Origin of the sequence: Pseudomonas fluorescens (genome assembly GCF_902498195.1) — a bacterium.
Lineage (GTDB): Bacteria > Pseudomonadota > Gammaproteobacteria > Pseudomonadales > Pseudomonadaceae > Aquipseudomonas > Aquipseudomonas fluorescens_BU.
Genome location: NZ_CABVIY010000009.1, coordinates 127,535 through 151,321, shown reverse-complemented (window position 1 = coordinate 151,321; position 23,787 = coordinate 127,535). Strand labels below are relative to the sequence as shown.

Here is a 23,787-nt window from a genome sequence, read left to right as displayed (position 1 = left end):
TCGCGCACCATGAATATCTACAGCTCTCGCCCCGTTGTCCTCTGTCTCTCCGGCCACGACCCCAGTGGTGGCGCCGGCTTGCAGGCAGATATCGAAGCCCTGCTCGCCCAGGGTTGCCATGCGGCTCCGGCCGTCACCGCCCTGACCGTGCAAGACACCGTCAACGTCACGGACTTCCGCGTCCTCGACCGTGAGTGGGTATTGGCCCAGGCCAATGCCGTGCTCAACGATTCCGAAGTCGCGGCGGTCAAGCTAGGCATGCTCGGTTCCCTGGAAATGGTCGACACCGTTGTCGAACTGCTTTCGGCGCACCCGCATCTGCCCGTGGTCTGCGACCCGGTGCTGCGCGCCGGCGGCGGCGGACGCCTGGGCAAGGATGAGGTGGGCTACGCCATGCGCGAACGCCTGCTGCCCCTGTCGATCATCGCCACCCCCAATCTTCCCGAAGCCCGGATCCTCGCCGAACTGCCCGAAGGCACCGCGGACGAGTGCGCTGAAAAACTCCTGCCGTTCGTCAAACACCTGCTGATCACCGGCGGCCACGGCGACGAGACTGAAATCCACAATCGCCTCTACAGCCGCGACGGCCTGCGCGAAACCTACACCTGCCAGCGCTTGCCCGGCAGCTATCACGGCTCCGGCTGCACCCTGGCCAGCGCCCTCGCCGGCCGTCTGGCCCAAGGTGAAAACCTCGCCAGCGCCGTACAGACTGCACTTAACTACACATGGCGCACCCTGCGTGATGCCGAGCAGCTGGGCAAAGGCCAGTTCGTGCCGCGCCGCCTGCCGCTGGACTTCTGTTCGTAACGCCATGAGGCCTGTGCGATGAAACTACGTGGCTTGTACGCCATCACCGACAGCCAGTTGCTGGCCGGTAAATTCCTGTCGTACGTGGAGGCGGCGCTGGAAGGCGGCGTCACCCTGCTGCAATACCGCGACAAGAGCAGCGACGAAGCCCGGCGCCTGCGTGAGGCCCAAGCCCTGCGCGACCTGTGCGAACGCTACAAGACCCGGTTGATCATCAACGATGACGCCGAACTGGCCGCGCGCCTGAACGTCGGCGTACACCTGGGCCAGACCGACGGCCCGCTGACCCCGGCCCGGGCGCTGTTGGGTTCGAAGGCCATCATCGGGTCGACCTGCCACGCACAACTCGATCTTGCCGACCAGGCCGCCAAAGAAGGCGCCAGTTATGTCGCCTTCGGCCGCTTCTTCAACTCCAGCACCAAGCCTGGCGCACCGACCTGTAGCCTCGAACTGCTCGACCAGGCGCGCAAGCAGTTGCACCTGCCGATCTGCGCGATTGGCGGCATCACCTTGGACAACGCCGCCCCGCTGGTGGCCCACGGGGTCGATCTGCTGGCGGTGGTGCATGGCCTGTTTGGCGCCGAGAGCACGGCTGAAGTGACCCGCCGCGCCCGCGCATTCAATGAATTACTAAAAGTCTGAGAGTTCGATCATGTCTCGTTCCGAAACCCTGTTTGCCAATGCCCAGAAACACATTCCCGGCGGCGTGAATTCACCGGTTCGCGCATTCAAAAGCGTGGGCGGCACGCCGTTGTTCTTCAAACACGCCGAAGGCGCCTACGTCACCGACGAAGACAACAAGCGTTATGTGGATTACGTCGGCTCCTGGGGCCCGATGATTCTCGGCCATAGCCATCCGGACGTGCTGGATGCCGTGCGCAAGCAGCTTGAACACGGCTTGTCCTATGGCGCACCGACCGAGATGGAAACCCAGATGGCCGACCTGGTCTGCTCGCTGGTGCCGTCGATGGAAATGGTACGCATGGTCAGCTCCGGCACCGAAGCGACCATGAGTGCGATCCGTCTGGCCCGTGGCTTCACCGGCCGTGACAGCATCATCAAGTTTGAAGGCTGCTACCACGGCCACTCCGACAGCCTGCTGGTAAAGGCCGGTTCCGGCGCCCTGACCCAAGGCGTGCCAAGCTCGGCCGGCGTACCGGCGGCCTTCGCCAAGCACACCCTGACCCTGCCGTTCAACGACATCGATGCCGTTGAAAGCATGCTCGCCGAAGTCGGCCAGGAAGTGGCCTGCATCATCGTCGAGCCGGTCGCCGGCAACATGAACTGCGTACCTCCGGCCCCGGGTTTCCTCGAAGGCCTGCGCACCCTGTGCGACAAGCACGGCGTGGTGCTGATCTTCGACGAAGTGATGACCGGTTTCCGTGTTGCCCTCGGCGGCGCCCAGGCGCATTACGGCGTAACGCCAGACCTGACCACCTTCGGCAAGATCATCGGCGGCGGCATGCCGGTGGGCTGCTTTGGCGGCAAGCGCGAAATCATGTCGCGCATCGCCCCGCTGGGCCCGGTCTACCAGGCCGGCACCTTGTCGGGCAACCCGCTGGCAATGGCGGCCGGCCTGACCACCCTGCGCCTGATCAGCCGTCCGGGCTTCCACGCCGAGCTGACCGACTACACCACCCGCCTGCTCGATGGCCTGCAAGTGCGTGCCGATGCGGCGGGCATTCCGTTCGTGACCACCCAGGCCGGCGGCATGTTCGGTCTGTACTTCAGCGGTGCCGACGATATCGTGACCTTCGATGACGTCATGGCCAGCGACGCCGCCCTGTTCGGCCGCTTCTTCCACCTGATGCTGGAAGGCGGTGTGTACCTTGCTCCAAGCGCCTTCGAAGCCGGCTTCACCTCGATCGCCCACGGCGACGCCGAGTTGAAGCTGACCCTGGACGCCGCCGAACGCGCGTTCGCTGCCTTGAAATAACGCCGTCGCGCTGACGCTGGCTATCACCAGCGTCAGCTTTCACCTACATTCACGCGCTTTTTCCTACTGATCGGCCAATAATCCCCCGCAATGTGCGCGATATATTTCCCGCGCAGCAGAAAAACGAGTAAAGACTTTGTAAGGTTGGCCCTGCTTATTTCATAATGCGCGCTTATTGGATCCCCTCGATGGGTCCGCGCGCCCTTCAGAGGTAAGTCGATTCCCATGAACCGCACCGGCCGCGCCCTTTCACTGGGCTGCCTGTTGCTCCTTCAGCCCCTGCTCGCGCTCGCACAAGCAGGCGGCAACTCGTTGTTAATCCCAGCGATGGGTCGCTGCACCCTCAATACCCAGCCGCAAGACCTGGCGCAAGCACTCGCGGCCTGCCAGAAAGCGTCGGATGAAGGGGATGCCCAGGCGCAATACGAGTTGGGTGAGTTCTACTACGAAGGCAAAAATGCGCCGCGCGACCTCAATCAAGCCCTGAGCTATTTCGAGAAGGCCTCGCTGCAAGGCCACGCCCAGGCGCAATTCAAGCTCGGCACCATGTTTTTCCACGGCGAAGGCGTCCCGGCCAATAACGTCCAGGCGTACATCCTGCTGAAAATGGCGGCGGTCAATGGCGCCGAAGAGGCACTGGACACCGCTGACGAAGTCACCGAGAAAATGCCTCGCCAGGAACTGGAAGTCGCCACCCAGGTGCTCGGGCAAATTTTCCGTAAATACCTGATGGAATTGCAAAGCGCCGACGGGCGTACGCCTTTCTCGCCACTGCCCTGATTTCTACGTACCCCTTCGCAAGCAAGCCCGCTCCCACATTGGAATGCATTTCAAATGTGGAAGCGGGCTTGGTCGCGAACGGGGGAACGCGGTCTTGAGCCTTACTTCTCAGGCATCGGCATCGGAAACGGCATCACATTGCCGACCGCGCCGCGGGCTTCGCTGATTTTCGGGGTACCCAGGCGCTCGACTTCATCAATGCGCACGATCGAATGCATTGGCACGAAACTGCGCACGACACCTTCGAATTGCGCCTTGAGTTTCTCTTCGCTCGGATCGACGACCACTTGCGTGCGCTCGCCAAAGACGAACTCTTCCACTTCCAGGAAGCCCCACAGATCGCTCTGATAGATCTGCTTGGCGTACATTTCGAACACCTGGCCCTGGTTGAGGAAAATCACCTTGTAGATTGGAGCTTCACGTTTGGTCATGGTGGGCGAGTAACACATCGGGGGATAAAAAGAGGGCGCGAACTATACCATAGCCACCGGACGCGCAGCGGTAGGAACCTGGGAACATGTTCCCTATAATGCGCGGTTCTTCGAATCACGTGATGACCCTTTTCCATGGCCAAGAAGCTTTACATCGAAACCCACGGTTGCCAGATGAACGAGTACGACAGCTCGCGCATGGTCGATCTGCTGGGCGAACACCAGGCCCTGGAAGTCACCGCCCGGGCTGAAGACGCCGACGTGATCCTGCTCAATACCTGCTCGATCCGCGAACGGGCCCAGGATCGGGTCTACTCGCAACTGGGCCGCTGGCGCGAACTGAAACTGGCCAACCCGGACATGGTGATCGCCGTCGGCGGTTGCGTGGCCAGCCAGGAAGGCGCCGCCATTCGCGACCGCGCGCCTTATGTCGACGTGGTGTTCGGCCCGCAAACCCTGCATCGCCTGCCGGACATGATCGACGCCGCGCGCATCACCCGACTGCCGCAAGTCGACGTCTCGTTCCCGGAAATCGAAAAATTCGACCACCTGCCAGAGCCCCGCATCGACGGCCCGAGCGCCTACGTGTCGGTGATGGAAGGTTGCAGCAAGTACTGCACCTTCTGCGTAGTGCCTTACACCCGTGGCGAAGAAGTCAGCCGCCCGTTCGACGACGTGATTGCCGAGATCATCCACCTGGCCGAACACGGCGTGCGCGAAGTGACGCTGCTGGGGCAGAACGTCAACGGTTATCGCGGCACGACCCATGACGGTCGCCTGGCCGATCTGGCCGAATTGATCCGGGTGGTGGCCGCTGTCGAGGGCATCGACCGCATCCGCTATACCACCTCGCACCCGCTGGAGTTCTCCGACAGCCTGATCCAGGCCCATGCCGAGGTGCCTGAACTGGTGAAACACCTGCACTTGCCGGTGCAATCGGGTTCGGACCGCATCCTGGCCGCAATGAAGCGCAACCACACCGCGCTGGAATACAAATCCAAGCTGCGCAAGCTGCGGGCTGCGGTGCCAGGCATCTGCATCAGCTCGGACTTCATCGTCGGTTTCCCCGGCGAGACCGAAAAAGATTTCGAACAGACCATGAAGCTGATCCAGGACGTCGGTTTCGACTTTTCCTACTCGTTCGTCTACAGCCAGCGCCCCGGCACACCCGCCGCCGACCTGACCGATGACACGCCGGAAGAGCTGAAAAAGGAACGCCTGAATGCCCTGCAACATCGCCTGAACCAGCAGGGTTTTGAAATCAGCCGACAAATGGTCGGTTCGATCCAGCGCATCCTGGTTACCGACTATTCGAAAAAAGACCCCGGCGAGCTGCAAGGCCGGACGGAAAATAACCGTATCGTCAATTTCCGCTGCGACAATCCGACCCTGATCGGCCAGTTCGCCGATGTGCACATTGATGCCGCGCAACCGCATTCGCTGCGGGGTTCGCTGCTCCAGTAACACCGCATTACCCCTGTGGGAGCGGGCTTGCTCGCGAAGACGGCGTGTCAGTTGCATAGGCATTGACTGACACAGCGCCTTCGCGAGCAAGCCCGCTCCCACGGAGATCGCGCCGGACACGAGCATCAGATTGCGAAAACTAAGAGCTTTCGTACCCGCGCCACTGGCGCTATCCTTGATTTCATCACTATTGCCCCAGGGCGGCTAAATACGACCTTGAACGCACCCATCGAACCACATCGTTTCATCCTCGAGCCTTTTGAGGCCCGCCGCTTCGCCAATCTGTGCGGGCAATTCGACGAGCATCTGCGCTTGATCGAACAGCGCCTGACCATCGAGATCCGCAACCGCGGAAACCAGTTCGAACTGATCGGCGAGCCTAAACACACCACCTCCGCGGAAAACCTGCTGCGCCGACTGTATCGGGAAACCAAGGGTACCGAGCTGTCGCCGGACATGGTTCACCTGTTCCTGCAGGAATCCGCCGTCGAAGAGCTGGACAACCACTCGCCCGCCGAGGCTTCCGTGGCCCTGCGCACCAAGAAAGGCATGATTCGCCCTCGCGGCTTGAATCAGGTGCGCTACGTGAAGGAAATCCTCGGTAACGACATCAACTTCGGCATTGGTCCGGCCGGTACCGGCAAGACCTATCTGGCCGTTGCCTGCGCGGTGGATGCGCTGGAGCGCGAGCAGATCCGCCGCATCCTGCTGGTTCGCCCGGCGGTCGAAGCGGGTGAAAAGCTCGGTTTCCTGCCCGGCGACCTCAGCCAGAAAATCGACCCGTACCTGCGCCCGCTCTACGACGCCCTCTACGAAATGCTCGGTTTCGAATACGTCGCCAAGCTGATCGAGCGCCAGGTCATCGAAGTCGCGCCGCTGGCCTACATGCGCGGTCGCACGCTGAACAACAGTTTCATCATCCTCGACGAAAGCCAGAACACCACGGTCGAGCAGATGAAAATGTTCCTGACGCGGATCGGCTTCGGCTCCACGGCCGTCATCACCGGTGACATCACCCAGGTCGACCTGCCCAAAGGCACCAAGTCCGGGTTGCACCATGTGATCGAAGTCTTGAAGGACGTGCCTGGCATCAGCTTCACCCACTTCCAGCCCAAGGACGTTGTGCGCCATCCGCTGGTGCAGCGCATTGTCGAAGCCTATGAGCGCTTCGAGAACCGCGCAGCCGATGAAGCGCCAAAGGACAACCGCCGCGATGCTTGAGCTTGACCTGCAAATCGCGACCCAGGCCCCTGTCCCCAGCGAAGCGGAATTGCGCCAATGGTGCGAACTGGCGCTGCGCCAGCGCACCGCCGACTCCGAGATGACCATTCGCCTGGTCGACGAAGCCGAAGGCCGCGAGCTGAATCACACCTGGCGGCAAAAGGATTACGCCACTAACGTCTTGTCATTCCCGGCCGACGTGCCGGACGAGTTTCTCGACATCCCGTTACTCGGCGACCTGGTGATCTGTGTCGCCGTGGTCGAGCGCGAAGCCGCCGAGCAAGGCAAGGCCCTCAAGGCCCACTGGGCGCACCTGGTGATTCACGGCTGCTTGCATCTGCTGGGTTACGACCATATAGATGACGAGGAAGCCGAAGAGATGGAAGCACTGGAACGTACCTTGCTTGCTGAACTGGGCTTTCCCGACCCGTACGCGGACGACGAAACCGAACACTCCCCAACCGTTACAACAAAGGATTCAGAGTAATCGCTATGAGCGAAGATCGATCGAGCAACGGGCAGAAGTCCTGGCTGGGTAAGCTCACCCAGGCTTTTGCCCACGAGCCGAAGAACCGCCAGGAGCTGCTGGAGCTGCTGCGCGACGCACATCAGAACAAACTGCTGGACAGCGAAGCGCTGGCCATCGTCGAAGGCGCCATCCAGGTGGCTGACCTGCAAGTACGGGACATCATGGTCCCGCGCTCGCAGATGATCAGCATCAAGGCGACCCAGACACCTCGCGAGTTCCTGCCTGCCGTGGTCGACTCGGCCCACTCCCGCTACCCGGTGATCGGCGAAAGCCACGATGACGTCATGGGTGTGTTGCTGGCCAAGGACTTGCTGCCGTTGATCCTCAAGGAGAACGGCGACAGCTTCAACATCAAGGACCTGCTGCGCCCGGCCACGTTCGTGCCGGAGTCCAAGCGCCTGAACGTGTTGCTGCGCGAGTTCCGCGCCAACCACAACCACATGGCCATCGTCATCGACGAATACGGCGGCGTGGCGGGCCTGGTGACCATTGAAGACGTGCTGGAGCAGATCGTCGGCGACATCGAAGACGAGCATGACGTCGAAGAGGACAGCTACATCAAGCCGCTGCCCAGCGGTGATTTCCTGATCAAGGCCCTGACGCCGATCGAGAACTTCAACGAATTTTTCGACAGCGAGTTCTCCGACGACGAATTCGATACCGTCGGCGGCCTGGTGATGAGCGCCTTCGGGCACTTGCCAAAACGCAACGAAATCACTGAAATCGGCACCTGGCGCTTCCGCATCCTGAACGCCGACAGCCGTCGGATTCATTTGCTGCGCCTGACGCCTATCGCCCGGTAAACACTAAGGACAGAAATGCATCGTATGACCCGCCCCGGCTGGCCCGGTAACCTGCTGGCCGTGGCGGCCGGTGCAATCACTACCCTGGCCCTGGCGCCGTTCGATATCTGGCCGCTGGCCTTGCTGGCGGTCGGGTTGTTCTATGCCGGCTTGCGTGAACTGACCCCCCGCCAGGCCCTCGGCCGTGGCTGGTGCTTCGGTTTCGGCCTGTTCGGCGCCGGTACCAGCTGGATCTACTACAGCATTCACCATTTCGGCGGCGCATCAGTCCTGCTGGCCGGCTTCCTGATGCTGATCTTCACGGCGGCGATCGCCTGGTTCTTCGCCCTGCCCGCCTGGATCTGGGCGCGCTGGCTGCGACGCAACGAAGCACCGCTGGCCGATGCCCTGGCGTTCGCGGCGCTCTGGGTTGGCCAGGAAGCGTTCCGTGGCTGGTTCCTCACCGGGTTTCCGTGGCTTTACTCCGGTTACAGCCAACTCGATGGCCCTCTGACCGGGCTCGCCCCCGTCGGTGGCATGTGGCTGATCTCCTTCACGCTGGCCTTGACTGCCGCGCTGATCTACAACGGTTTGCGCCTGGTGCGCGGCGGCCACAAAGGCTTCATCGCGCTGGGCGCCGTGTTGCTGGTCGGCCCATGGGTCGCCGGCCTGGCACTCAAGCACCACGCCTGGACCAGCCCGGCAGGTGCGCCACTGAGCGTCGCCGCGATTCAGGGCAACATCGAACAAAGCATGAAGTGGGACCCGGCGCAGCTCAATGCGCAGCTGGCGTTGTACCGCGACATGAGCTTCAGCTCCAAGCGCGTCGACCTGCTGATCTGGCCGGAAACCGCGATCCCGGTGCTCAAGGAGTCCGCCGAAGGCTACCTGGACATGATGGGGAAATTCGCCTCGGAACGGGATTCGGCGATGATTACCGGCGTGCCGATCCGTGAAGTCGTCCACCAGCAAAAACGCTTCTTCAACGGCATCACCGTGGTCGGCGAAGGCGATGGCACCTACCTCAAGCAGAAGCTGGTGCCCTTCGGCGAATACGTTCCACTGCAAGACGTGCTGCGCGGGCTGATCGCTTTCTTCGACTTGCCGATGTCGGACTTCGCCCGCGGCCCGGCCGATCAGGCCATGCTGCAAGCCAAGGGTTACCAGATCGCGCCGTTCATCTGTTACGAAGTGGTGTACCCGGAATTCGCCGCCGGCCTCGCCGCCCAAAGCGATCTGCTGCTGACGATCAGCAACGACACCTGGTTCGGCACGTCCATCGGTCCGCTGCAACATCTGCAGATGGCACAGATGCGCGCTCTGGAGGCCGGCCGCTGGATGATCCGCGCCACCAACAACGGCGTGACCGGCCTGATCAACCCGTTCGGCCAGATCACCACGCAGATCCCGCAGTTCGAGCGCGGCATCCTGTACGGCGAAGTCGTGCCGATGCACAACCTCACGCCTTATCTGCAATGGCGTTCGTGGCCGTTGATCATTGTGTGCGTGCTGTTGTTTGGCTGGGCGCTGGTGGCGAGCCGGATGGCCAAGACCGTTTAATCGCGGTGCCTGCAAAAGATCGCAGCCTGCGGCAGTTCCTACAGGGCTGCGATCTTTTGGCTTTCAGCGGTAGAAGAGCGAATACCCCACCTGCCCCACCGCCTCATTCATCAACTGCCCGCTTCGCCAGATCGCCTTGAACTCCGGCATCCAGCCGCCCAGCGGCTCACCGTTGTCGCGCCCCAGGAATCCGACCGGCGCCGGCACCACTTCAAACCCTGCCTTGCGGAAGCTCCAGACCGCGCGCGGCATATGCCAGGCCTGGGTCACGAGCACCACGCGCTTGACGCCTTCAGGCAGCAACACCTCGGCGCTGAGTTGCGCGTTCTCCCAAGTGGTACGGCTGCGCCCTTCCTGCCAGCGCACCGACACGCCGAAGTCATCACGTAATGAGTCAGCCATCAATTGGGCTTCAGTGGGCGGCGTGCCGTAATGCAGGCCACCACTGGTCAGAATCGGCAACCCCGAGGCCTTGGCCAGGCGAGCTGCATAGCGCTGGCGCTCCAGGCCAACACCGGTCGGCTGGTCGGTACCCCACGCAGAATCGCCCCGCTCGCGCCCCGAACCCAGCACGACGATGGCGTCCGCGCGCTGCGCCAGGGTCGCCCATTCGTCGCGCGCCAGCGGGGGTTCGCGCTCAAGCAACCCGGCGGTCCACTGCACCACGACCGGCAGACTCATCAGCCAGAATCCACCCAGGCCGAAGGCAAAACACAACCCGGCAAGCCGCGGCCTTGAGCGGCGCCACCACCAGGCAAGCAAAAGCAGCAGCAACAGGAGGCCTGGCGGCAAGAGAAGTTGTTTCACGAAATAACGAAAAGGCATCGAGCATCTCCATGAAGATGCCCGAAGCCTAAGTGGGTTGTTGCAATGCGACAATCAATACGGAAGGACTATGCTTCAAAAAAACATGGAGCATGGTTCTATGCCCTTACTTGAAATGCAGAGACCGGACCTTTACCGCGTCTCTACCGGGGACTTTGTCCTTTAGCCAGATGATCTTGGCTGAACGTGGTGCGTCGAGTTGCTTCACTGCCTCGGACAAGCATCCGTGTGTCTCACGTTCACTGCGATCCAGGTACGCCTTGACCAGGGCAAATTCTGCGGGGCTCAAGCCACGCAATTCCAGCTCCAGCGGGCGCTCGTCACGCAGCCGTCCAGCGGTTTTTGCCGCTTCCAGCGCCATGCCCAGACGATCGATCAGTCTTTCGTACAGCTCCGGTTTTGTAGCTTTTTGCTGTAACTCAACCATCCCTCACCTCATTGGAAGATAAGACATACTCCCCAGTTAGAGCTTAGCTTCCATGCACAAACCGGCTGAACGCCGCGACCAACGGCCCTCGCAGCGGTTTTGGCGAGACGCGCGGCCGTAATCAGGGTTTCCCTCGGTAGAGTGCGGTCATGTATGCTACGGCGCTTCCTGTAACTCCACTTCCAGCTCGCCTGGACAGCGAAACGCCGAATTGGCGCCTTCATCGTCCAGCGTTGCATTGAAGAGGATTAGGCCACCCCTATTCAGTTCAAAAGTAGCCATGCACGAACAATATCAGCCCCGTGAAATCGAAGCCGCCGCCCAGTCGTTCTGGGACGAGCAAAAGTCCTTTGAAGTCAGTGAACAGCCAGGCAAGGAGACCTACTACTGCCTGTCGATGTTCCCTTACCCCAGCGGCAAGCTACACATGGGGCACGTGCGCAACTACACCATCGGCGACGTGATCTCCCGCTACCAGCGCATGCAAGGCAAGAACGTCCTGCAACCCATGGGTTGGGACGCCTTCGGCATGCCGGCGGAAAACGCCGCGATGAAAAACAACGTAGCGCCCGCCAAGTGGACCTACGAAAACATCGCCTACATGAAAACCCAGCTGCGCAGCCTGGGCCTGGCAGTGGACTGGTCCCGCGAAGTGACCACCTGCAAGCCCGATTACTACCGCTGGGAACAATGGCTGTTCACTCGCCTGTTCGAAAAAGGCGTGATCTACAAAAAGAGCGGCACCGTGAACTGGGACCCGGTCGACCAGACCGTCCTGGCCAACGAGCAGGTGATCGACGGTCGCGGCTGGCGTTCCGGCGCGCTGATCGAAAAGCGCGAAATCCCGATGTACTACTTCAAGATCACCGCCTACGCGGATGAACTGCTGGAGAGTCTCGACGACCTGCCGGGCTGGCCTGAACAGGTCAAAACCATGCAGCGCAACTGGATCGGCAAGTCCCGCGGCATGGAAGTGCAGTTCCCTTACAACGTCGATTCCATCGGCGAGACCGGCACCCTGAAAGTCTTCACCACCCGTCCGGACACCCTGATGGGCGCGACCTACGTGGCCGTGGCTGCCGAGCACCATTTGGCCACCCTGGCCGCGCAGAACAACCCTGAGCTGCAAGCGTTCATCGCTGAATGCAAGGGCGGCAGCGTCGCTGAAGCCGACGTCGCCACCCAGGAGAAAAAAGGCCTGCCGACCGGCCTGTTCGTCGAACACCCGCTGACCGGCGAAAAACTGCCGGTGTGGGTCGCCAACTATGTGCTGATGCACTACGGTGATGGCGCTGTGATGGCCGTTCCGGCTCACGACGAACGTGATTTCGAGTTCGCCCACAAGTACAACCTGCCGGTCAAATCCGTGGTGCGCACCAGCTCCGGTGACACCAACCCGAGCCCATGGCAGGACGCCTACGGCGAGCACGGTACGCTGATCAACTCCGGCGAGTTCGATGGCCTCGACTTCGCTGGCGCGTTCGACGCCATGGAAGTCGCGCTGATCAAGAAAAACCTTGGCGCGTCGCGCACCCAGTTCCGCCTGCGCGACTGGGGCATCAGCCGTCAACGCTACTGGGGCTGCCCGATCCCGATCATCCACTGCAACAGCTGCGGTGACGTGCCGGTGCCGGAAGATCAACTGCCGGTGGTGCTGCCGGAGGATGTCGTACCCGATGGTGCCGGTTCGCCACTGGCACGCATGCCCGAGTTCTACGAGTGCAGCTGCCCGAAATGCGGCCAGCCTGCCAAGCGTGAAACCGACACCATGGACACCTTCGTCGAGTCCTCGTGGTACTACGCCCGTTACGCCTCGCCGCACTATGAAGGCGGCCTGGTGGAAAAATCCGCGGCCGACCACTGGTTGCCGGTGGATCAGTACATCGGCGGTATCGAACACGCGATTCTCCACCTGCTCTACGCGCGCTTCTTCCACAAGCTGATGCGTGACGAAGGCCTGGTGAGCTCCGACGAGCCCTTCAAGAACCTGCTGACCCAGGGCATGGTGATCGCCGAGACTTACTATCGTCGCGAAGCCAACGGTGCCTACACCTGGTTCAACCCGGCAGACGTCGAACTCGAACGCGACAGCAAGGCCAAGGTCATCAGCGCCAAGCTGATCGCCGACGGCCTGCCGGTGGAAATCGGCGGCACCGAGAAGATGGCCAAGTCGAAGAACAACGGCGTCGACCCACAGTCGATGATCGACCAGTTCGGTGCAGACACCTGCCGCCTGTTCATGATGTTCGCCTCGCCACCTGACATGAGCGCGGAATGGTCCGACTCCGGCGTGGAAGGCTCGCACCGTTTCCTCAAGCGCGTCTGGCGCCTGGCTCAAGCCCACGTCACCCAGGGTCTTCCAGGCAAACTGGATGTCGCCGGCCTGAACGACGAGCAGAAAGCCATTCGCCGTTCGATCCACCAGGCCATCAAGCAGGCCAGCCACGACGTCGGCCAGAACCACAAATTCAACACCGCCATCGCCCAGGTGATGACGCTGATGAACGTGCTGGAAAAAGCCCCGCAAGGCACCGGGCAGGATCGCGCACTGGTCCAGGAAGGCCTGGAAACCGTGACGCTGCTGTTGGCGCCGATCACCCCGCACATCAGCCACGAACTGTGGCATCGCCTGGGTCACGCCGACCCGGTGATCGATGCCGGCTGGCCGGTGCTGGACGACAGCGCGCTGGTGCAGGACAGCCTGCAACTGGTGATCCAGGTCAACGGCAAGCTGCGTGGGCAGATCGAAATGCCGGCCAGCGCCAGCCGCGAGGAAGTCGAAGCCGCCGCACGCGCCAACGAAAACGTACTGCGCTTTGTCGATGGCCTGACCATTCGTAAAGTGATCGTGGTGCCCGGAAAACTGGTCAACATCGTCGCCAGCTAATTGGATCGGGCGCCAGGCCGAGCCTGGCGCCGAGTAAAACCTTTCGGGCCGCTTGACCGGCCCACATGGTTTCAAGGGGAGCAACACAATGATCAAACGCAACTTGCTGGTGATGGGCCTCGCGGTCCTGCTGAGCGCCTGCGGTTTCCAGCTGCGCGGCACCGGCACCACTGAACTGGCGATCAAGGAAATCGACCTCAGCGCCCGCAATTCCTATGGCGAAACCGTGACGCAACTGCGCCAGGTCCTCGATAGCAGCGGCGTCAAAGTCTACACCGGCGCACCGTACAAGCTGGTGCTCACTGATGAGCAGGAAACCCAGCGCATCCTCAGCTACGCCGGTGCCGGTCGTACGGGTGAATACCAGCTCAACACCGTGCTCAGCTACCGGATTCTCAGCCAGGGCAACCTGTCTCTGATCGATGACAAGCTCGAAGTGCAAAAGGTCTTCATCCACGACGGTAACAACCTGGTGGGTTCCGACCAGGAAGCCGCCGATGCCCGCAAGGACATGCGTCGCGACCTCGTACAACGCATGATGCTGCGCCTGCAGCAGATCACGCCTACCCAGCTGGCGCAGTTGCAACAGACCGCCGAAGCCAAAGCCAAGGCAGAAGCCGCGGCACTGGAAGCGGCACAGAAGGCTGAAGCGGAAACGCCGCGCCAGTCGCCTCTCGAACTGCCGCAGCAGTAAGACTTACGGGGCGCCCGCGCGCCCCGTTCGCCCCCTCTTATGAAGCTCGCTCCCGCCCAACTCTCCAAACACCTGCAAGGCGCCCTCGCGCCGGTCTACGTCATCAGTGGCGACGACCCCTTGCTGTGCCAGGAAGCCGCCGACGCCATCCGTGCCGCCGCCCGTCAACAGGGCTTCGATGAACGCCAGGTCTTTGCCGCCGACGCCAGCTTCGACTGGGGTACATTGCTCCAGGCCGGGGCCAGCATGTCGTTGTTCGCTGAAAAACGCCTGCTGGAACTGCGTCTGCCCTCCGGCAAACCCGGCGACAAAGGCGCCGCCGCGTTCATCGAATACTGCTCGCGACCGGCCGAAGACACGGTGCTGCTGATCAGCCTGCCGAAACTCGATGGCAGCGCGCAGAAAACCAAATGGGGCAAGGCGCTGGTCGAAGGCCCGCACACTCAGTTCGTGCAGATATGGCCGGTGGATGCCAGCCAGTTGCCGTCCTGGATCCGTCAACGCCTGTCCCAGGCCGGCCTCTCGGCCAGCCAGGACGCTGTCGAACTGATCGCTGCCAGGGTCGAGGGCAACCTGCTGGCCGCGGCCCAGGAAATCGAGAAGCTCAAGCTGATGGCCGAAGGCGGTCAGATCACCGTCGAAACCGTGCAGGCGGCGGTGGCCGACAGTGCGCGCTTCGATGTCTTCGGGCTGACCGATGCGATACTCAACGGTGAAGCGGCCCACGCCCTGCGCATGCTCGAAGGGCTGCGCGGTGAAGGCGTCGAACCTCCGGTGATTCTCTGGGCACTGGCGCGGGAACTGCGCCTGCTGGCCAACATTTCCCTGCAATACAGTCAGGGCACCCCCCTGGATAAAGCCTTCAGCCAGGCCCGACCGCCCGTCTGGGACAAGCGTAAACCGCTGATGAGCAAAGCCCTGCAACGCTACTCGGCGCAACGCTGGGCACAGTTGCTGCTCGAAGCGCAGCGCATTGACGCACAGATCAAGGGCCAGGCGGCCGGTTCGCCGTGGATGAGCTTGAGTCGGTTGACGTTATTGATGGCTGGGCAGCGATTGTCGTTGCCTGCAGAGTAAAATCAAAAGATCGCAGCCTGCGGCAGCTCCTGCAAGGGGCCGCGCTCTTCTGTAGGAGCTGCCGCAGGCTGCGATCTTTTGCTCTGCTGCCCTATGGACAGACCCCCGACTTAGGCCGATGATTTGCCCCGCAAAACCACTCACTGGCGAGAACCCATCATGAGCAAAAAGCCATCCAGGCATGAACCCAACAAGGCCAAATCCATCATCGCCCAGCCACTGTTCCGCAGCCGTCAGGAACGAGCCGGCAAGGGCAAAGGCAGCTACCGCCGCGAAGCCTTCCAGTCTAAAAGCTGGGAGGCTTCTTACTTTCTGGCGGCCTGAAAGGCAAGCAACCGCTCAACATGTTAAGGTCTGCACTTGATACGTTTTCCCTGGACCCGTGCATGCCCCTCTGTATTTCCCGTCGTTGGCACCTGCGCCAATTGATTGCTGCCTCCAGCCTCATTTTGCTCGTCGCCTGCGCGGAAAAACCCACCGCCGCCGACGCACAGCCGCTCCAGACACTTCCTGTCGCCACCGCTCCCGCCATCATGGCGCCCGTAGCCCCGATTGGTGAAAACCTCGACATCCAACCCACCCAGACCTTCGCCGAATGGCAGGCGGGTTTCCGCAAGGATGCGCTGGCCGCCGGTATCCGCGCCGAGCTGTTCGACCGCGCCTTCGCCAACGTCAGCTTCGACCCCAGCGTGATTCGTGCCGACCGCAGCCAACCGGAGTTTTCCCGCCCGGTGTGGGAATACCTCGACGGCGCCCTGTCGCCGTTGCGGGTCCGCAAAGGTCAGGCACTGGTCAGCGAGAACTCCGCCATCCTGCAAAGCATCGAACAGCGCTACGGTGTCGACCGTGAGGCTCTGGTCGCGGTGTGGGGCATGGAAAGCAACTTCGGCCAGTTCCAGGGCAGCAAGTCGGTGATCAACTCGCTGGCGACCCTGGCTTACGAAGGCCGGCGCCCGGGCTTCGCCCACGCGCAATTGATCGCCGCGCTGCAGATCCTGCAACAGGGTGATATCACACCCGAGAAAATGCTGGGTTCCTGGGCGGGCGCCATGGGCCAGACCCAGTTCATCCCGACCACCTACAATACCCACGCGGTGGATTTCGATGGCGATGGCCGTCGTGATATCTGGGGCAGCTCCACCGATGCCCTGGCCTCGACCGCGCACTACCTGCAAAGCTCCGGATGGCAGAAAGGCCAGCCGTGGGGCTTCGAAGTACAGCTGCCTGGCAACTTCAACTACGTGCTGGCCGACGGAACGATCCGCAAGACCGTCGCCGAGTGGCGTCAACTGGGCGTTGTCCTGGCCAATGGCGCCCAGGTTGCGCCAGGTTCCGAGCAACTGTCCGCGGCCCTGTTGCTGCCGGCCGGTTATCGCGGCCCGGCGTTCCTGGTGCTGGATAACTTCCGTGCGATCCTCAAGTACAACAATTCGTCGTCCTACGCCCTGGCAGTGGGCTTGCTGTCCCAGCGCTTCAACGGTGGCGGCCTGATCAGCGGCGCCTGGCCCAAAGATGATCTGCCGCTGAGCCGCACCGAGCGGATCGAACTGCAAAACCTGCTGAGCGCACAGAACTACGACGCGGGCACTGCGGACGGCATTATCGGTGCCAATACCCGCAAGGCAATCCGTAGCGCCCAACAGTCGTTTGGCTGGCCGGCGGACGGGTATCCGACGCACAAGTTGCTTGAAGGTCTGCGAAACCGTTAATCAGATGCAGGGCTGATACCGCTTTCGCGAGCAAGCCCGCTCCCACCCTCGACCGTATTTTCATCATGGAACCCGGTCAACCGTGGGAGCGGGCTTGCTCGCGAAGACTGACTGTCAGGCGCCTGCGATCTAGCGCTTGAACACTACATCCTGCTCCACCATCAACTCCTTGTTCCCCGCATCCAGCCTGACCAGCGCCCCCATCGGCAACGTCAGGTTCGGGTCACAATGCCCGCTGCGCCAGCCGGACAGCACCGGAATCCGCAACGGCTCGAACGTCTGCTTGAGCAACCGCTCCAGCGCAGGCACCTCAACCCCCGCCACATCCCCGACCAGCACCCCACGCAGCTTGCCCAGGATTCCGGCCAGTCGCAGCTGGGTCAGCAAGCGGTCGATGCGATACAGGGGCTCGTTGATGTCCTCGATAAACAGGATGGCACCCTCGGCCTCGATCTCGTAAGGCGTGCCCAGAGTGGCGGCAATCATCGCCAGATTGCCCCCCAGCAAGCGTCCGTGGGCGATGCCTGGCTCGATGGTCGTCAACGGATAGGCCACCGGGTGCGCCAGTACGCTGCCCGCCTTCACTTGCCCACGCAGCATGTTGAAAAACGACGGTTCTGTGGGTCTTTGCTTGTCACCCAGCAGATCTGCATTGAGCAGCGGGCCATGGAACGTCACGAAGCCTGCGTAGCGACTGATTGCCAGATGCAACGCGGTGATGTCGCTGTACCCAACGAACGGCTTGGCATGGTTGCGCAGCAATTCGAAGTCGATGCAATCCAGCAGCCTCGGCGTGCCGTAGCCCCCGCGCAGGCAAATGATGGCATCCACCTCGCTGTCGGCGAATGCGGCGTGCAGGTCGTTGAGCCGCACCTCGTCGCTGCCGGCCAGGTAGCCGTCCGCCTGGTAGACGCCTGGAAAGATTTTCAGCCCATAGCCTCGCGCGCGCATCCATTGCACGGCTTTATCGGTGTCCAGCGCAGCGGGTCCGGCCGGCGCAATAACGCCGATCAGTCCCTGGGATGGCAAGGCCGGAACCGGGGTGTGAGGACAAAGGGTGTGGGTCGGTCGAACGGTCATCCATGAATCTCCCTGGGTGAAAACTTCAGCACACAGTAGTCAGGAACGGAGACAAACAGAAGGGGTTCATTTCCCCCCAGATCGCGGGAAGCGGCTGTTGTTACCGTAGGCCAGGCAAAAAAACGCCCGCAAGGCGAAAAGCCATGCGGGCGTTTTTCATTGCTGGTAGCCGATCAGGACGACATCAGCTCGGCCTTGACCAGCTTGGCCTGTTCGTCGGCGTGGTACGAGGAACGTACCAGCGGACCGGAGGCGACGTTCTTGAAGCCCATCTTGTAACCTTCCTCGGCGAACCACGCAAAGGTGTCCGGGTGCACAAAACGCTGCACCGGCAAGTGGCTGCGGGACGGTTGCAGGTACTGGCCCAGGGTCAGCATGTCGATGTCATGCTCGCGCATGCGCTTCATGACTTCGATGACTTCGTCGTCGGTCTCACCGAGGCCGAGCATCAGCCCGGACTTGGTCGGAATGTGCGGCATCATCTGCTTGAAGCGTTGCAGCAGGGTCAGCGACCACTGGTAGTCCGAACCAGGGCGCGCGGCCTTGTAAAGGCGCGGCACGGTTTCCAGGTTGTGGTTGAACACATCCGGCGGCTCGGCAGCGGTGATTTCCAGGGCGACGTCCATGCGGCCACGGTAGTCGGGAACCAAGGTTTCCAACTGCACGTTCGGCGACAGTTTACGGATTTCGCGGATGCAGTCGGCGAAGTGCTGGGCACCGCCGTCGCGCAGGTCGTCGCGGTCCACCGAAGTGATCACCACGTACTTGAGGCGCAGGTCGGCAATGGCGATGGCCAGGCTTTCCGGCTCGTTGACGTCCAGTGGCTTCGGACGGCCGTGGCCGACGTCGCAGAACGGGCAGCGACGGGTGCAGATGTCGCCCATGATCATGAACGTCGCGGTACCGCCGGAGAAGCACTCGCCCAGGTTCGGGCAGGAGGCCTCTTCGCACACGCTGTGCAGCTTGTGTTTGCGCAACAGCGCCTTGATGCGGTCGACTTCCGGAGACACCGGAATGCGTACGCGAATCCAGTCCGGCTTCTTCGGCAACTCAGTGGTCGGAATGATCTTCACCGGGATGCGTGCAACCTTCTCGGCGCCGCGCAGCTTTACGCCGGCTTCAACCTTGGCACGCGGGGCCGGACGCTCGGTGACATCCAGCGTCGGGATCATGGTTTGCACTGCATCAGTAGTCATATCAGTCGATTCCGCCCGTGAGGGTCGTCTGCTCAGCATAGTCGAGGTGTTTGACGAGCTGCGCGCGCAGCCGGGCACTTACCTCGGCAAATTCAATCGATCCTGCGTGATCGCTCAGCTGGGTCATCGCCAGCCCGGCGTAGCCGCAGGGATTAATCCGTCGAAACGGTTCCAGGTTCATGTCCACGTTCAGGGCCAGGCCATGAAAGGAACAACCATGGCGGATCCGCAGACCCAGGGAAGCGATTTTCGCGCCGTCAACGTAGACACCCGGTGCATCGGGCTTGGCCGCAGCCGCCACGCCGTAGCTGGCGAGCAGCTCGATCAGGCATGACTCCATGCGGGTCACCAGTTCACGCACGCCGAAACCCAGCTTGCGCACGTCCAGCAACAGGTAGACCACCAGTTGGCCGGGGCCGTGGTAAGTCACCTGGCCACCACGATCGACCTGCACCACCGGGATATCTCCCGGCAGCAACAGATGCTCGGCCTTGCCGGCCTGCCCCTGGGTGAAAACCGAGGGGTGCTCGACCAGCCAGACTTCGTCGGCTGCATCGCTGCCGCGTTCGTTGGTGAAGCGCTGCATGGCATGCCAGACCGGCTCGTAAGCCATCTGGCCAAGCTCGCGAAAGCCCAGCGTGCCGGACATCACAGCACCATGTGCACGAAGCCGGTAGCCCGCAGTTCGCTGTTGATGTTGTACAGCTGGTCCTGATCGGTGGCGACGATGTGCAACTGAATCGTGGTGTATTTACCGTTGCTGCTTTGACGCTCGTCCACACGCTCATCATTGATCTTTGCGTGTTTGCGAACGATGTCGATGATCTTGTCCTTGTTGCCCACACCCGTGTCGCTGATCACCTTAACCGGGTAATCATTGGCAGGGAATTCGATCTTAGGCGCCTTTACTTCGGTATCGGTCATGGCGTAACGGCCTCGTAAGCGTAAGCCGTGGCGACGGGCATAGCCCCACGCCGAATGAGCGCGGGGCCATGCAGGTGCACACTATCAGTTGAACAAGCCGTAGAAGAATAGACGGATGCTATCCCACATGCGGCGGAAGATACCACCCTCTTCGACGCCATCCAGAGCGATCAGGTCGGCGCTGTGCACCACCTTGTCTTCCAGTTTGACTTCGACTTTACCGATCACGTCGCCCTTGGCGATGGGCGCAACCAGTTGCGGGTTCATGGTCATGCTGGCCGCGAGCTTTTTCAGCTGGCCTTTGGGCAGGGTCATGGTCAGGTCTTCAGCCAGACCGGCCTTGACCTGATTGGTGGCGCCTTTCCAGACAGGGGCCTGAGCCAGCTCGGCACCTTTCTGATAGAAGGTCTGGGTTTCGAAGAAACGGAAACCGTAGGTCAGCAGCTTCTGGGTCTCGGCGGCACGAGCCACTTCGCTGTTGGTGCCGAACACCACGGCGATCAGGCGCATGCCATCACGCACGGCCGAAGACACCATGCAGTAGCCCGCTTCGTCGGTGTGGCCGGTCTTCAGGCCATCGACGGTCTTGTCGCGCCACAGCAGCAGGTTGCGGTTCGGTTGCTTGATACCGTTCCAGAAGAACTCTTTCTGCGAGTAGATCGCGTAGTGAGCCGGGTCTTCGTGGATGATTGCGCGAGCCAGCACGGCCATGTCGTGAGCCGACGAGTAGTGCTCGGGGTTCGGCAGACCGGTCGGGTTCATGAAGTGGCTGTTGGTCATGCCCAGGTCGCCAACGGTTTTGTTCATCATGTCGGCGAAGGCGTCTTCGCTGCCGGCGATGTGCTCGGAGAGCGCGACACTCGCGTCGTTGCCCGACTGGATGATGATGCCGTGCAGCAAGTCGCTGACCGTGACCTGCGAGCCGACCTTGATGAACATCCGCGAACCGCCGGTACGCCAGGCGTTTTCGCTGACGGTCACCGGATCGTTTTCACCGATCTGGCCACGACGGATTTCCAGGGTCGCGATGTACGCTGTCATCAGCTTGGTCAGGCTGGCTGGCGGCAGACGCTGGTCACCATTGTTTTCGACCAGCACGTTGCCGCTGCTGGCGTCCATGAGCACGTAGGCCTTGGCGGCCAGTTGCGGTGGCGACGGCATCATCTCGACCGCGAACGCGGCAGGTGAGAGGAGCAGCGGGACTAGAAGGCACAGGCGTTTGGCAAAGGTGGTGATGTTCATCCGTCTCTCGAAATCGCTAATGGAAACTTGCCCGAGGGCAAAAACTAATCAGACAGCTTCTAAAGGGCTGTCGCGTATTCAGTCGTTCACTCTGCAACCCTTGCCGGGCTTTTGTTCTTCAAAGAGCCAACAACCTGGTCCGCCCCCCAAAACCGCAAGCGAACCGTCAATCAAGTCCTACGTTTTACTCTGTGACCACGCTCGGCGAACCGAGATTGGCCAGGCGCACACTGTTCTGCACCTGCTGGATTTCTCCCGGCGAACCGATCGGCCCCATGCGCACCCGATGCAGCGTCTGTTGGTTACGCACGATCGAGCTGATGAACACCGGAGCGTTCACCATCCCGCTGAGCTTCGACCTCAGGAGTTCTGCAGCGTCCGGGTTGGCGAACGCGCCCACCTGCAGATACTGGCCAGAGGCTGGTGCAGAAGCGTTTTTTTTTGCGTCGGCAAGTTGAACAGGGACGACTGCGGCGGCGTGTTGCTGCGGCGGTGGTGTCCATTGCTCGACAGTGCCGGCCGAGGCCGTGATCACCGGGGCGCTATTCTGCGCGACCTGCGGCTCGTTGAGCATTAAAGGCGCCGGACGGCCCTTGGCTGCCCACCACTGCTGCGGATCGATGCCTTCGACCTTGACGCGCGCGGTGCCGGTTTCGGCGTAACCGAGCTTCTTGGCGGCGGCGTAGGACAGGTCGATGATCCGGTCCGAATAGAACGGCCCGCGGTCGTTGACCCGCAGGATCACGGTCCTGTTGTTGTCCAGGTTAGTCACCCGAACGTAACTCGGCAGCGGCAGGGTCTTGTGAGCGGCACTCATGCCGTACAGGTCATAGACTTCGCCGTTGGCGGTGTTCTGGCCATGGAACTTGGTGCCGTACCAGGACGCCGTGCCCGATTGCACGTAGGTCTTGGACTCTTGCAGCGGAAAGTAGGTTTTGCCAAGTACCGAGTACGGAGCGGCCTTGTACGGACCGGTGTGCAGGGTCGGCGTGGCATCCGGGATGCGCGTCACATCGACATCCCACCACGGCGCGCCATCCTTGTGGGCGCGATTGATGTCCAGCCCCGGCGCCGAGCGCACGGCGGTGGACGACTTCTGCGTCGGAGAGCGACTGGTCGAGCAACTGGCGACCAGCAGGGCCAACGCGGCAAATGCCATCAGCTTCAGGGGTTTATTCATAGGCAATGCCCGCATTACTTGACGCCCCGTGCTTGGACCAGCTGTTCAGACAGTTGATGTACCGCCATGGCGTACATCACGCTGCGGTTATAACGCGTGATTGCATAAAAATTCTTCAGGCCCATCCAGTATTCAGGGCCATTGTCGCCTTCCAGGCGGAAAGCGGTAACCGGCATATCATCGCGCAGCGCATCATGACTTGACCAGCCCAGGGCTCGCAACTCTCCAACGGTTTTAGTCGGCTCGATCCCGGTGGTCAAACCTTCGTCCACCTGATCGCCCCGCACATCGGCGCGGCTGACCACCGGTTCGCCGGCGACCCAGCCATGCCGCTTGAAATAGCTGGCGACGCTGCCGATGGCATCGTCCGGGTTGTTCCAGATATTGATGTGACCGTCGCTGTCGAAATCCACCGCATAGGCGCGAAAGCTGCTCGGCATGAATTGCGGCAACCCCATGGCACCCGCGTAGGAGCCCTTGAGGGTCAACGGGTCAACCTGCTCTTCCCGGGCCAGCAACAGGAACTCGCGCAATTCCTTGCGGAAAAATTCGGCACGGGGAGGATAGTCGAAACCCAGGGTCGACAAGGCATCGATGACGCGGAAATTGCCGGTATTGCGACCGAAAAATGTCTCGACGCCGATGATCGAAACGATGACCTGCGCAGGCACGCCATACTCTTGCTCGGCACGGGCCAATACCGCTTCGTGCTGGCGCCAGAAGTCCACGCCACGGGCGATGCGCGCGTCGGTGATGAACATCGGGCGATATTCACTCCACTGCTTGACCCGTTCGGCAGGTTTCGAGATCGCGTCCAGAATCGACTGCTTGCGCTCGGCTTCACGGAACACCCCCATCAACTGTTCGCCGGCGAACCCGTAGTCGCGAGTCATTTCACCGACGAACTCCGCCACCTGGGGTGAACCTTCGTAATCGCCGGCCAACGCTTCCTGCGCGGTGCCAAGGATGCTTACCAGGCCGACCCACGGCGCATATCGAGTCGCCCAGCCACGCATTGCTTGCATTGAACTCTTCA

Annotated in this window: 24 protein-coding genes; 14 read left to right on the top strand and 10 right to left on the bottom strand. The window is 61.6% G+C overall.

Annotated features, from left to right (window positions below; genetic code table 11):
- Positions 1-9: 9 nt before the first annotated feature.
- The 4 genes from F8N66_RS28795 to F8N66_RS28780 all read left to right on the top strand — a co-directional run bounded on the left by F8N66_RS28795 (position 10) and on the right by F8N66_RS28780 (position 3,523).
- A complete protein-coding gene (locus F8N66_RS28795; RefSeq protein WP_008052407.1) occupies positions 10-807 on the top strand; it encodes a hydroxymethylpyrimidine/phosphomethylpyrimidine kinase in 798 nt (265 codons plus the stop codon).
- 18 nt (positions 808-825) lie between these two features.
- Positions 826-1,449, top strand: a complete 624-nt coding sequence (gene thiE, locus F8N66_RS28790; RefSeq protein ID WP_150773317.1) for a thiamine phosphate synthase — start codon at positions 826-828, stop codon at positions 1,447-1,449.
- Between the two features lie 10 nt (positions 1,450-1,459).
- Positions 1,460-2,743: a glutamate-1-semialdehyde 2,1-aminomutase gene (gene hemL, locus F8N66_RS28785; protein WP_150773316.1), complete on the top strand. Its 1,284-nt coding sequence runs from the start codon at positions 1,460-1,462 to the stop codon at positions 2,741-2,743.
- A 225-nt stretch (positions 2,744-2,968) separates the two neighbouring features.
- A complete protein-coding gene (locus F8N66_RS28780) occupies positions 2,969-3,523 on the top strand; it encodes a tetratricopeptide repeat protein (protein WP_150773315.1) in 555 nt (184 codons plus the stop codon).
- Positions 3,524-3,624: 101 nt separating this feature from the next.
- Here the strand turns inward: F8N66_RS28780 and F8N66_RS28775 are convergent, their stop codons facing one another.
- Positions 3,625-3,954: a DUF1820 family protein gene (locus F8N66_RS28775; protein ID WP_003185742.1), complete on the bottom strand. Its 330-nt coding sequence runs from the start codon at positions 3,952-3,954 to the stop codon at positions 3,625-3,627.
- Positions 3,955-4,089: 135 nt separating this feature from the next.
- Here F8N66_RS28775 and miaB point away from each other — a divergent pair, with 135 nt between their 5' ends.
- The 5 genes from miaB (at position 4,090) to lnt (ending at position 9,510) form a co-directional block, all read left to right on the top strand.
- Positions 4,090-5,418, top strand: a complete 1,329-nt coding sequence (gene miaB, locus F8N66_RS28770) for a tRNA (N6-isopentenyl adenosine(37)-C2)-methylthiotransferase MiaB (RefSeq protein WP_150773314.1) — start codon at positions 4,090-4,092, stop codon at positions 5,416-5,418.
- A 216-nt stretch (positions 5,419-5,634) separates the two neighbouring features.
- Positions 5,635-6,639: a PhoH family protein gene (locus F8N66_RS28765; RefSeq protein ID WP_150773313.1), complete on the top strand. Its 1,005-nt coding sequence runs from the start codon at positions 5,635-5,637 to the stop codon at positions 6,637-6,639.
- Positions 6,632-7,126, top strand: a complete 495-nt coding sequence (gene ybeY / locus F8N66_RS28760; protein WP_150773312.1) for an rRNA maturation RNase YbeY — start codon at positions 6,632-6,634, stop codon at positions 7,124-7,126. Before F8N66_RS28765 ends, ybeY begins: the two co-directional genes overlap by 8 nt.
- A 5-nt stretch (positions 7,127-7,131) precedes the next feature.
- A complete protein-coding gene (locus tag F8N66_RS28755; RefSeq protein WP_150773311.1) occupies positions 7,132-7,971 on the top strand; it encodes an HlyC/CorC family transporter in 840 nt (279 codons plus the stop codon).
- A gap of 15 nt (positions 7,972-7,986) precedes the next feature.
- Positions 7,987-9,510: an apolipoprotein N-acyltransferase gene (gene lnt, locus F8N66_RS28750; RefSeq protein WP_150773310.1), complete on the top strand. Its 1,524-nt coding sequence runs from the start codon at positions 7,987-7,989 to the stop codon at positions 9,508-9,510.
- A 63-nt stretch (positions 9,511-9,573) separates the two neighbouring features.
- Here lnt and F8N66_RS28745 read toward each other — a convergent pair whose 3' ends face one another.
- Positions 9,574-10,335 carry a YdcF family protein gene (locus F8N66_RS28745; protein WP_150773309.1) on the bottom strand — a complete coding sequence of 254 codons (762 nt, stop codon included), beginning with the start codon at positions 10,333-10,335 and terminating at the stop codon, positions 9,574-9,576.
- Between the two features lie 106 nt (positions 10,336-10,441).
- The gene (locus F8N66_RS28740; RefSeq protein WP_150773308.1) at positions 10,442-10,762 is read right to left on the bottom strand and encodes a hypothetical protein; all 321 of its coding nucleotides are present in this window, start codon (positions 10,760-10,762) and stop codon (positions 10,442-10,444) included.
- Between the two features lie 280 nt (positions 10,763-11,042).
- Here F8N66_RS28740 and leuS point away from each other — a divergent pair, with 280 nt between their 5' ends.
- From leuS to F8N66_RS28715, 5 genes are all read left to right on the top strand, one after another.
- Positions 11,043-13,649 (top strand): leucine--tRNA ligase, encoded by a 2,607-nt coding sequence (leuS, locus tag F8N66_RS28735; protein WP_150773307.1) that lies wholly within the window; start codon positions 11,043-11,045, stop codon positions 13,647-13,649.
- A gap of 88 nt (positions 13,650-13,737) precedes the next feature.
- Positions 13,738-14,343 carry an LPS assembly lipoprotein LptE gene (gene lptE, locus F8N66_RS28730; RefSeq protein ID WP_150773306.1) on the top strand — a complete coding sequence of 202 codons (606 nt, stop codon included), beginning with the start codon at positions 13,738-13,740 and terminating at the stop codon, positions 14,341-14,343.
- 39 nt (positions 14,344-14,382) lie between these two features.
- On the top strand, positions 14,383-15,420 hold the full coding sequence (gene holA / locus F8N66_RS28725) for a DNA polymerase III subunit delta (protein WP_150773305.1): 1,038 nt from the start codon (positions 14,383-14,385) through the stop codon (positions 15,418-15,420).
- A gap of 159 nt (positions 15,421-15,579) precedes the next feature.
- Positions 15,580-15,744, top strand: coding sequence for an alternative ribosome rescue factor ArfA (gene arfA / locus F8N66_RS28720; RefSeq protein ID WP_150773304.1), 165 nt, complete (start codon positions 15,580-15,582; stop codon positions 15,742-15,744).
- A 62-nt stretch (positions 15,745-15,806) separates the two neighbouring features.
- Complete coding sequence (locus F8N66_RS28715; protein ID WP_150773303.1) at positions 15,807-17,129, top strand: lytic murein transglycosylase; 1,323 nt, start codon at positions 15,807-15,809, stop codon at positions 17,127-17,129.
- A gap of 129 nt (positions 17,130-17,258) precedes the next feature.
- Here F8N66_RS28715 and F8N66_RS28710 read toward each other — a convergent pair whose 3' ends face one another.
- The 7 genes from F8N66_RS28710 to mltB all read right to left on the bottom strand — a co-directional run bounded on the left by F8N66_RS28710 (position 17,259) and on the right by mltB (position 23,776).
- A complete protein-coding gene (locus tag F8N66_RS28710) occupies positions 17,259-18,209 on the bottom strand; it encodes a S66 peptidase family protein (protein ID WP_150773302.1) in 951 nt (316 codons plus the stop codon).
- Positions 18,210-18,382: 173 nt separating this feature from the next.
- Positions 18,383-19,405: a lipoyl synthase gene (lipA, locus tag F8N66_RS28705; protein WP_150773301.1), complete on the bottom strand. Its 1,023-nt coding sequence runs from the start codon at positions 19,403-19,405 to the stop codon at positions 18,383-18,385.
- Position 19,406: 1 nt separating this feature from the next.
- Positions 19,407-20,054, bottom strand: coding sequence for a lipoyl(octanoyl) transferase LipB (gene lipB / locus F8N66_RS28700; protein ID WP_150773300.1), 648 nt, complete (start codon positions 20,052-20,054; stop codon positions 19,407-19,409).
- The gene (locus F8N66_RS28695) at positions 20,054-20,329 is read right to left on the bottom strand and encodes a DUF493 domain-containing protein (protein WP_077045559.1); all 276 of its coding nucleotides are present in this window, start codon (positions 20,327-20,329) and stop codon (positions 20,054-20,056) included. Before F8N66_RS28695 ends, lipB begins: the two co-directional genes overlap by 1 nt.
- Before the next feature lie 84 nt (positions 20,330-20,413).
- Positions 20,414-21,571, bottom strand: coding sequence for a D-alanyl-D-alanine carboxypeptidase family protein (locus tag F8N66_RS28690; protein ID WP_150773299.1), 1,158 nt, complete (start codon positions 21,569-21,571; stop codon positions 20,414-20,416).
- Positions 21,572-21,755: 184 nt separating this feature from the next.
- On the bottom strand, positions 21,756-22,766 hold the full coding sequence (locus F8N66_RS28685) for a septal ring lytic transglycosylase RlpA family protein (RefSeq protein ID WP_150773298.1): 1,011 nt from the start codon (positions 22,764-22,766) through the stop codon (positions 21,756-21,758).
- Positions 22,766-23,776, bottom strand: a complete 1,011-nt coding sequence (gene mltB / locus F8N66_RS28680) for a lytic murein transglycosylase B (protein ID WP_150773297.1) — start codon at positions 23,774-23,776, stop codon at positions 22,766-22,768. Before mltB ends, F8N66_RS28685 begins: the two co-directional genes overlap by 1 nt.
- Between the last annotated feature and the right edge of the window lie 11 nt (positions 23,777-23,787).

What these genes read in the sequence shown, in the direction of transcription:
- F8N66_RS28795 (WP_008052407.1), top strand. Translation starts at nt 10, where the DNA reads ATGAATATCTACAGCTCTCGCCCCGTTGTCCTCTGTCTCTCCGGCCAC.
- lptE (WP_150773306.1), top strand. Translation starts at nt 13,738, where the DNA reads ATGATCAAACGCAACTTGCTGGTGATGGGCCTCGCGGTCCTGCTGAGC.
- F8N66_RS28695 (WP_077045559.1), bottom strand. Translation starts at nt 20,329, where the DNA reads ATGACCGATACCGAAGTAAAGGCGCCTAAGATCGAATTCCCTGCCAAT.
- arfA (WP_150773304.1), top strand. Translation starts at nt 15,580, where the DNA reads ATGAGCAAAAAGCCATCCAGGCATGAACCCAACAAGGCCAAATCCATC.
- F8N66_RS28690 (WP_150773299.1), bottom strand. Translation starts at nt 21,571, where the DNA reads ATGAACATCACCACCTTTGCCAAACGCCTGTGCCTTCTAGTCCCGCTG.
- holA (WP_150773305.1), top strand. Translation starts at nt 14,383, where the DNA reads ATGAAGCTCGCTCCCGCCCAACTCTCCAAACACCTGCAAGGCGCCCTC.
- thiE (WP_150773317.1), top strand. Translation starts at nt 826, where the DNA reads ATGAAACTACGTGGCTTGTACGCCATCACCGACAGCCAGTTGCTGGCC.
- F8N66_RS28740 (WP_150773308.1), bottom strand. Translation starts at nt 10,762, where the DNA reads ATGGTTGAGTTACAGCAAAAAGCTACAAAACCGGAGCTGTACGAAAGA.
- F8N66_RS28755 (WP_150773311.1), top strand. Translation starts at nt 7,132, where the DNA reads ATGAGCGAAGATCGATCGAGCAACGGGCAGAAGTCCTGGCTGGGTAAG.
- lipA (WP_150773301.1), bottom strand. Translation starts at nt 19,405, where the DNA reads ATGACTACTGATGCAGTGCAAACCATGATCCCGACGCTGGATGTCACC.
- mltB (WP_150773297.1), bottom strand. Translation starts at nt 23,776, where the DNA reads ATGCAAGCAATGCGTGGCTGGGCGACTCGATATGCGCCGTGGGTCGGC.
- F8N66_RS28710 (WP_150773302.1), bottom strand. Translation starts at nt 18,209, where the DNA reads ATGACCGTTCGACCGACCCACACCCTTTGTCCTCACACCCCGGTTCCG.
- lipB (WP_150773300.1), bottom strand. Translation starts at nt 20,054, where the DNA reads ATGTCCGGCACGCTGGGCTTTCGCGAGCTTGGCCAGATGGCTTACGAG.
- miaB (WP_150773314.1), top strand. Translation starts at nt 4,090, where the DNA reads ATGGCCAAGAAGCTTTACATCGAAACCCACGGTTGCCAGATGAACGAG.
- lnt (WP_150773310.1), top strand. Translation starts at nt 7,987, where the DNA reads ATGCATCGTATGACCCGCCCCGGCTGGCCCGGTAACCTGCTGGCCGTG.
- F8N66_RS28780 (WP_150773315.1), top strand. Translation starts at nt 2,969, where the DNA reads ATGAACCGCACCGGCCGCGCCCTTTCACTGGGCTGCCTGTTGCTCCTT.
- ybeY (WP_150773312.1), top strand. Translation starts at nt 6,632, where the DNA reads ATGCTTGAGCTTGACCTGCAAATCGCGACCCAGGCCCCTGTCCCCAGC.
- leuS (WP_150773307.1), top strand. Translation starts at nt 11,043, where the DNA reads ATGCACGAACAATATCAGCCCCGTGAAATCGAAGCCGCCGCCCAGTCG.
- F8N66_RS28685 (WP_150773298.1), bottom strand. Translation starts at nt 22,766, where the DNA reads ATGCGGGCATTGCCTATGAATAAACCCCTGAAGCTGATGGCATTTGCC.
- F8N66_RS28745 (WP_150773309.1), bottom strand. Translation starts at nt 10,335, where the DNA reads ATGCCTTTTCGTTATTTCGTGAAACAACTTCTCTTGCCGCCAGGCCTC.
- F8N66_RS28775 (WP_003185742.1), bottom strand. Translation starts at nt 3,954, where the DNA reads ATGACCAAACGTGAAGCTCCAATCTACAAGGTGATTTTCCTCAACCAG.
- F8N66_RS28715 (WP_150773303.1), top strand. Translation starts at nt 15,807, where the DNA reads ATGCCCCTCTGTATTTCCCGTCGTTGGCACCTGCGCCAATTGATTGCT.
- hemL (WP_150773316.1), top strand. Translation starts at nt 1,460, where the DNA reads ATGTCTCGTTCCGAAACCCTGTTTGCCAATGCCCAGAAACACATTCCC.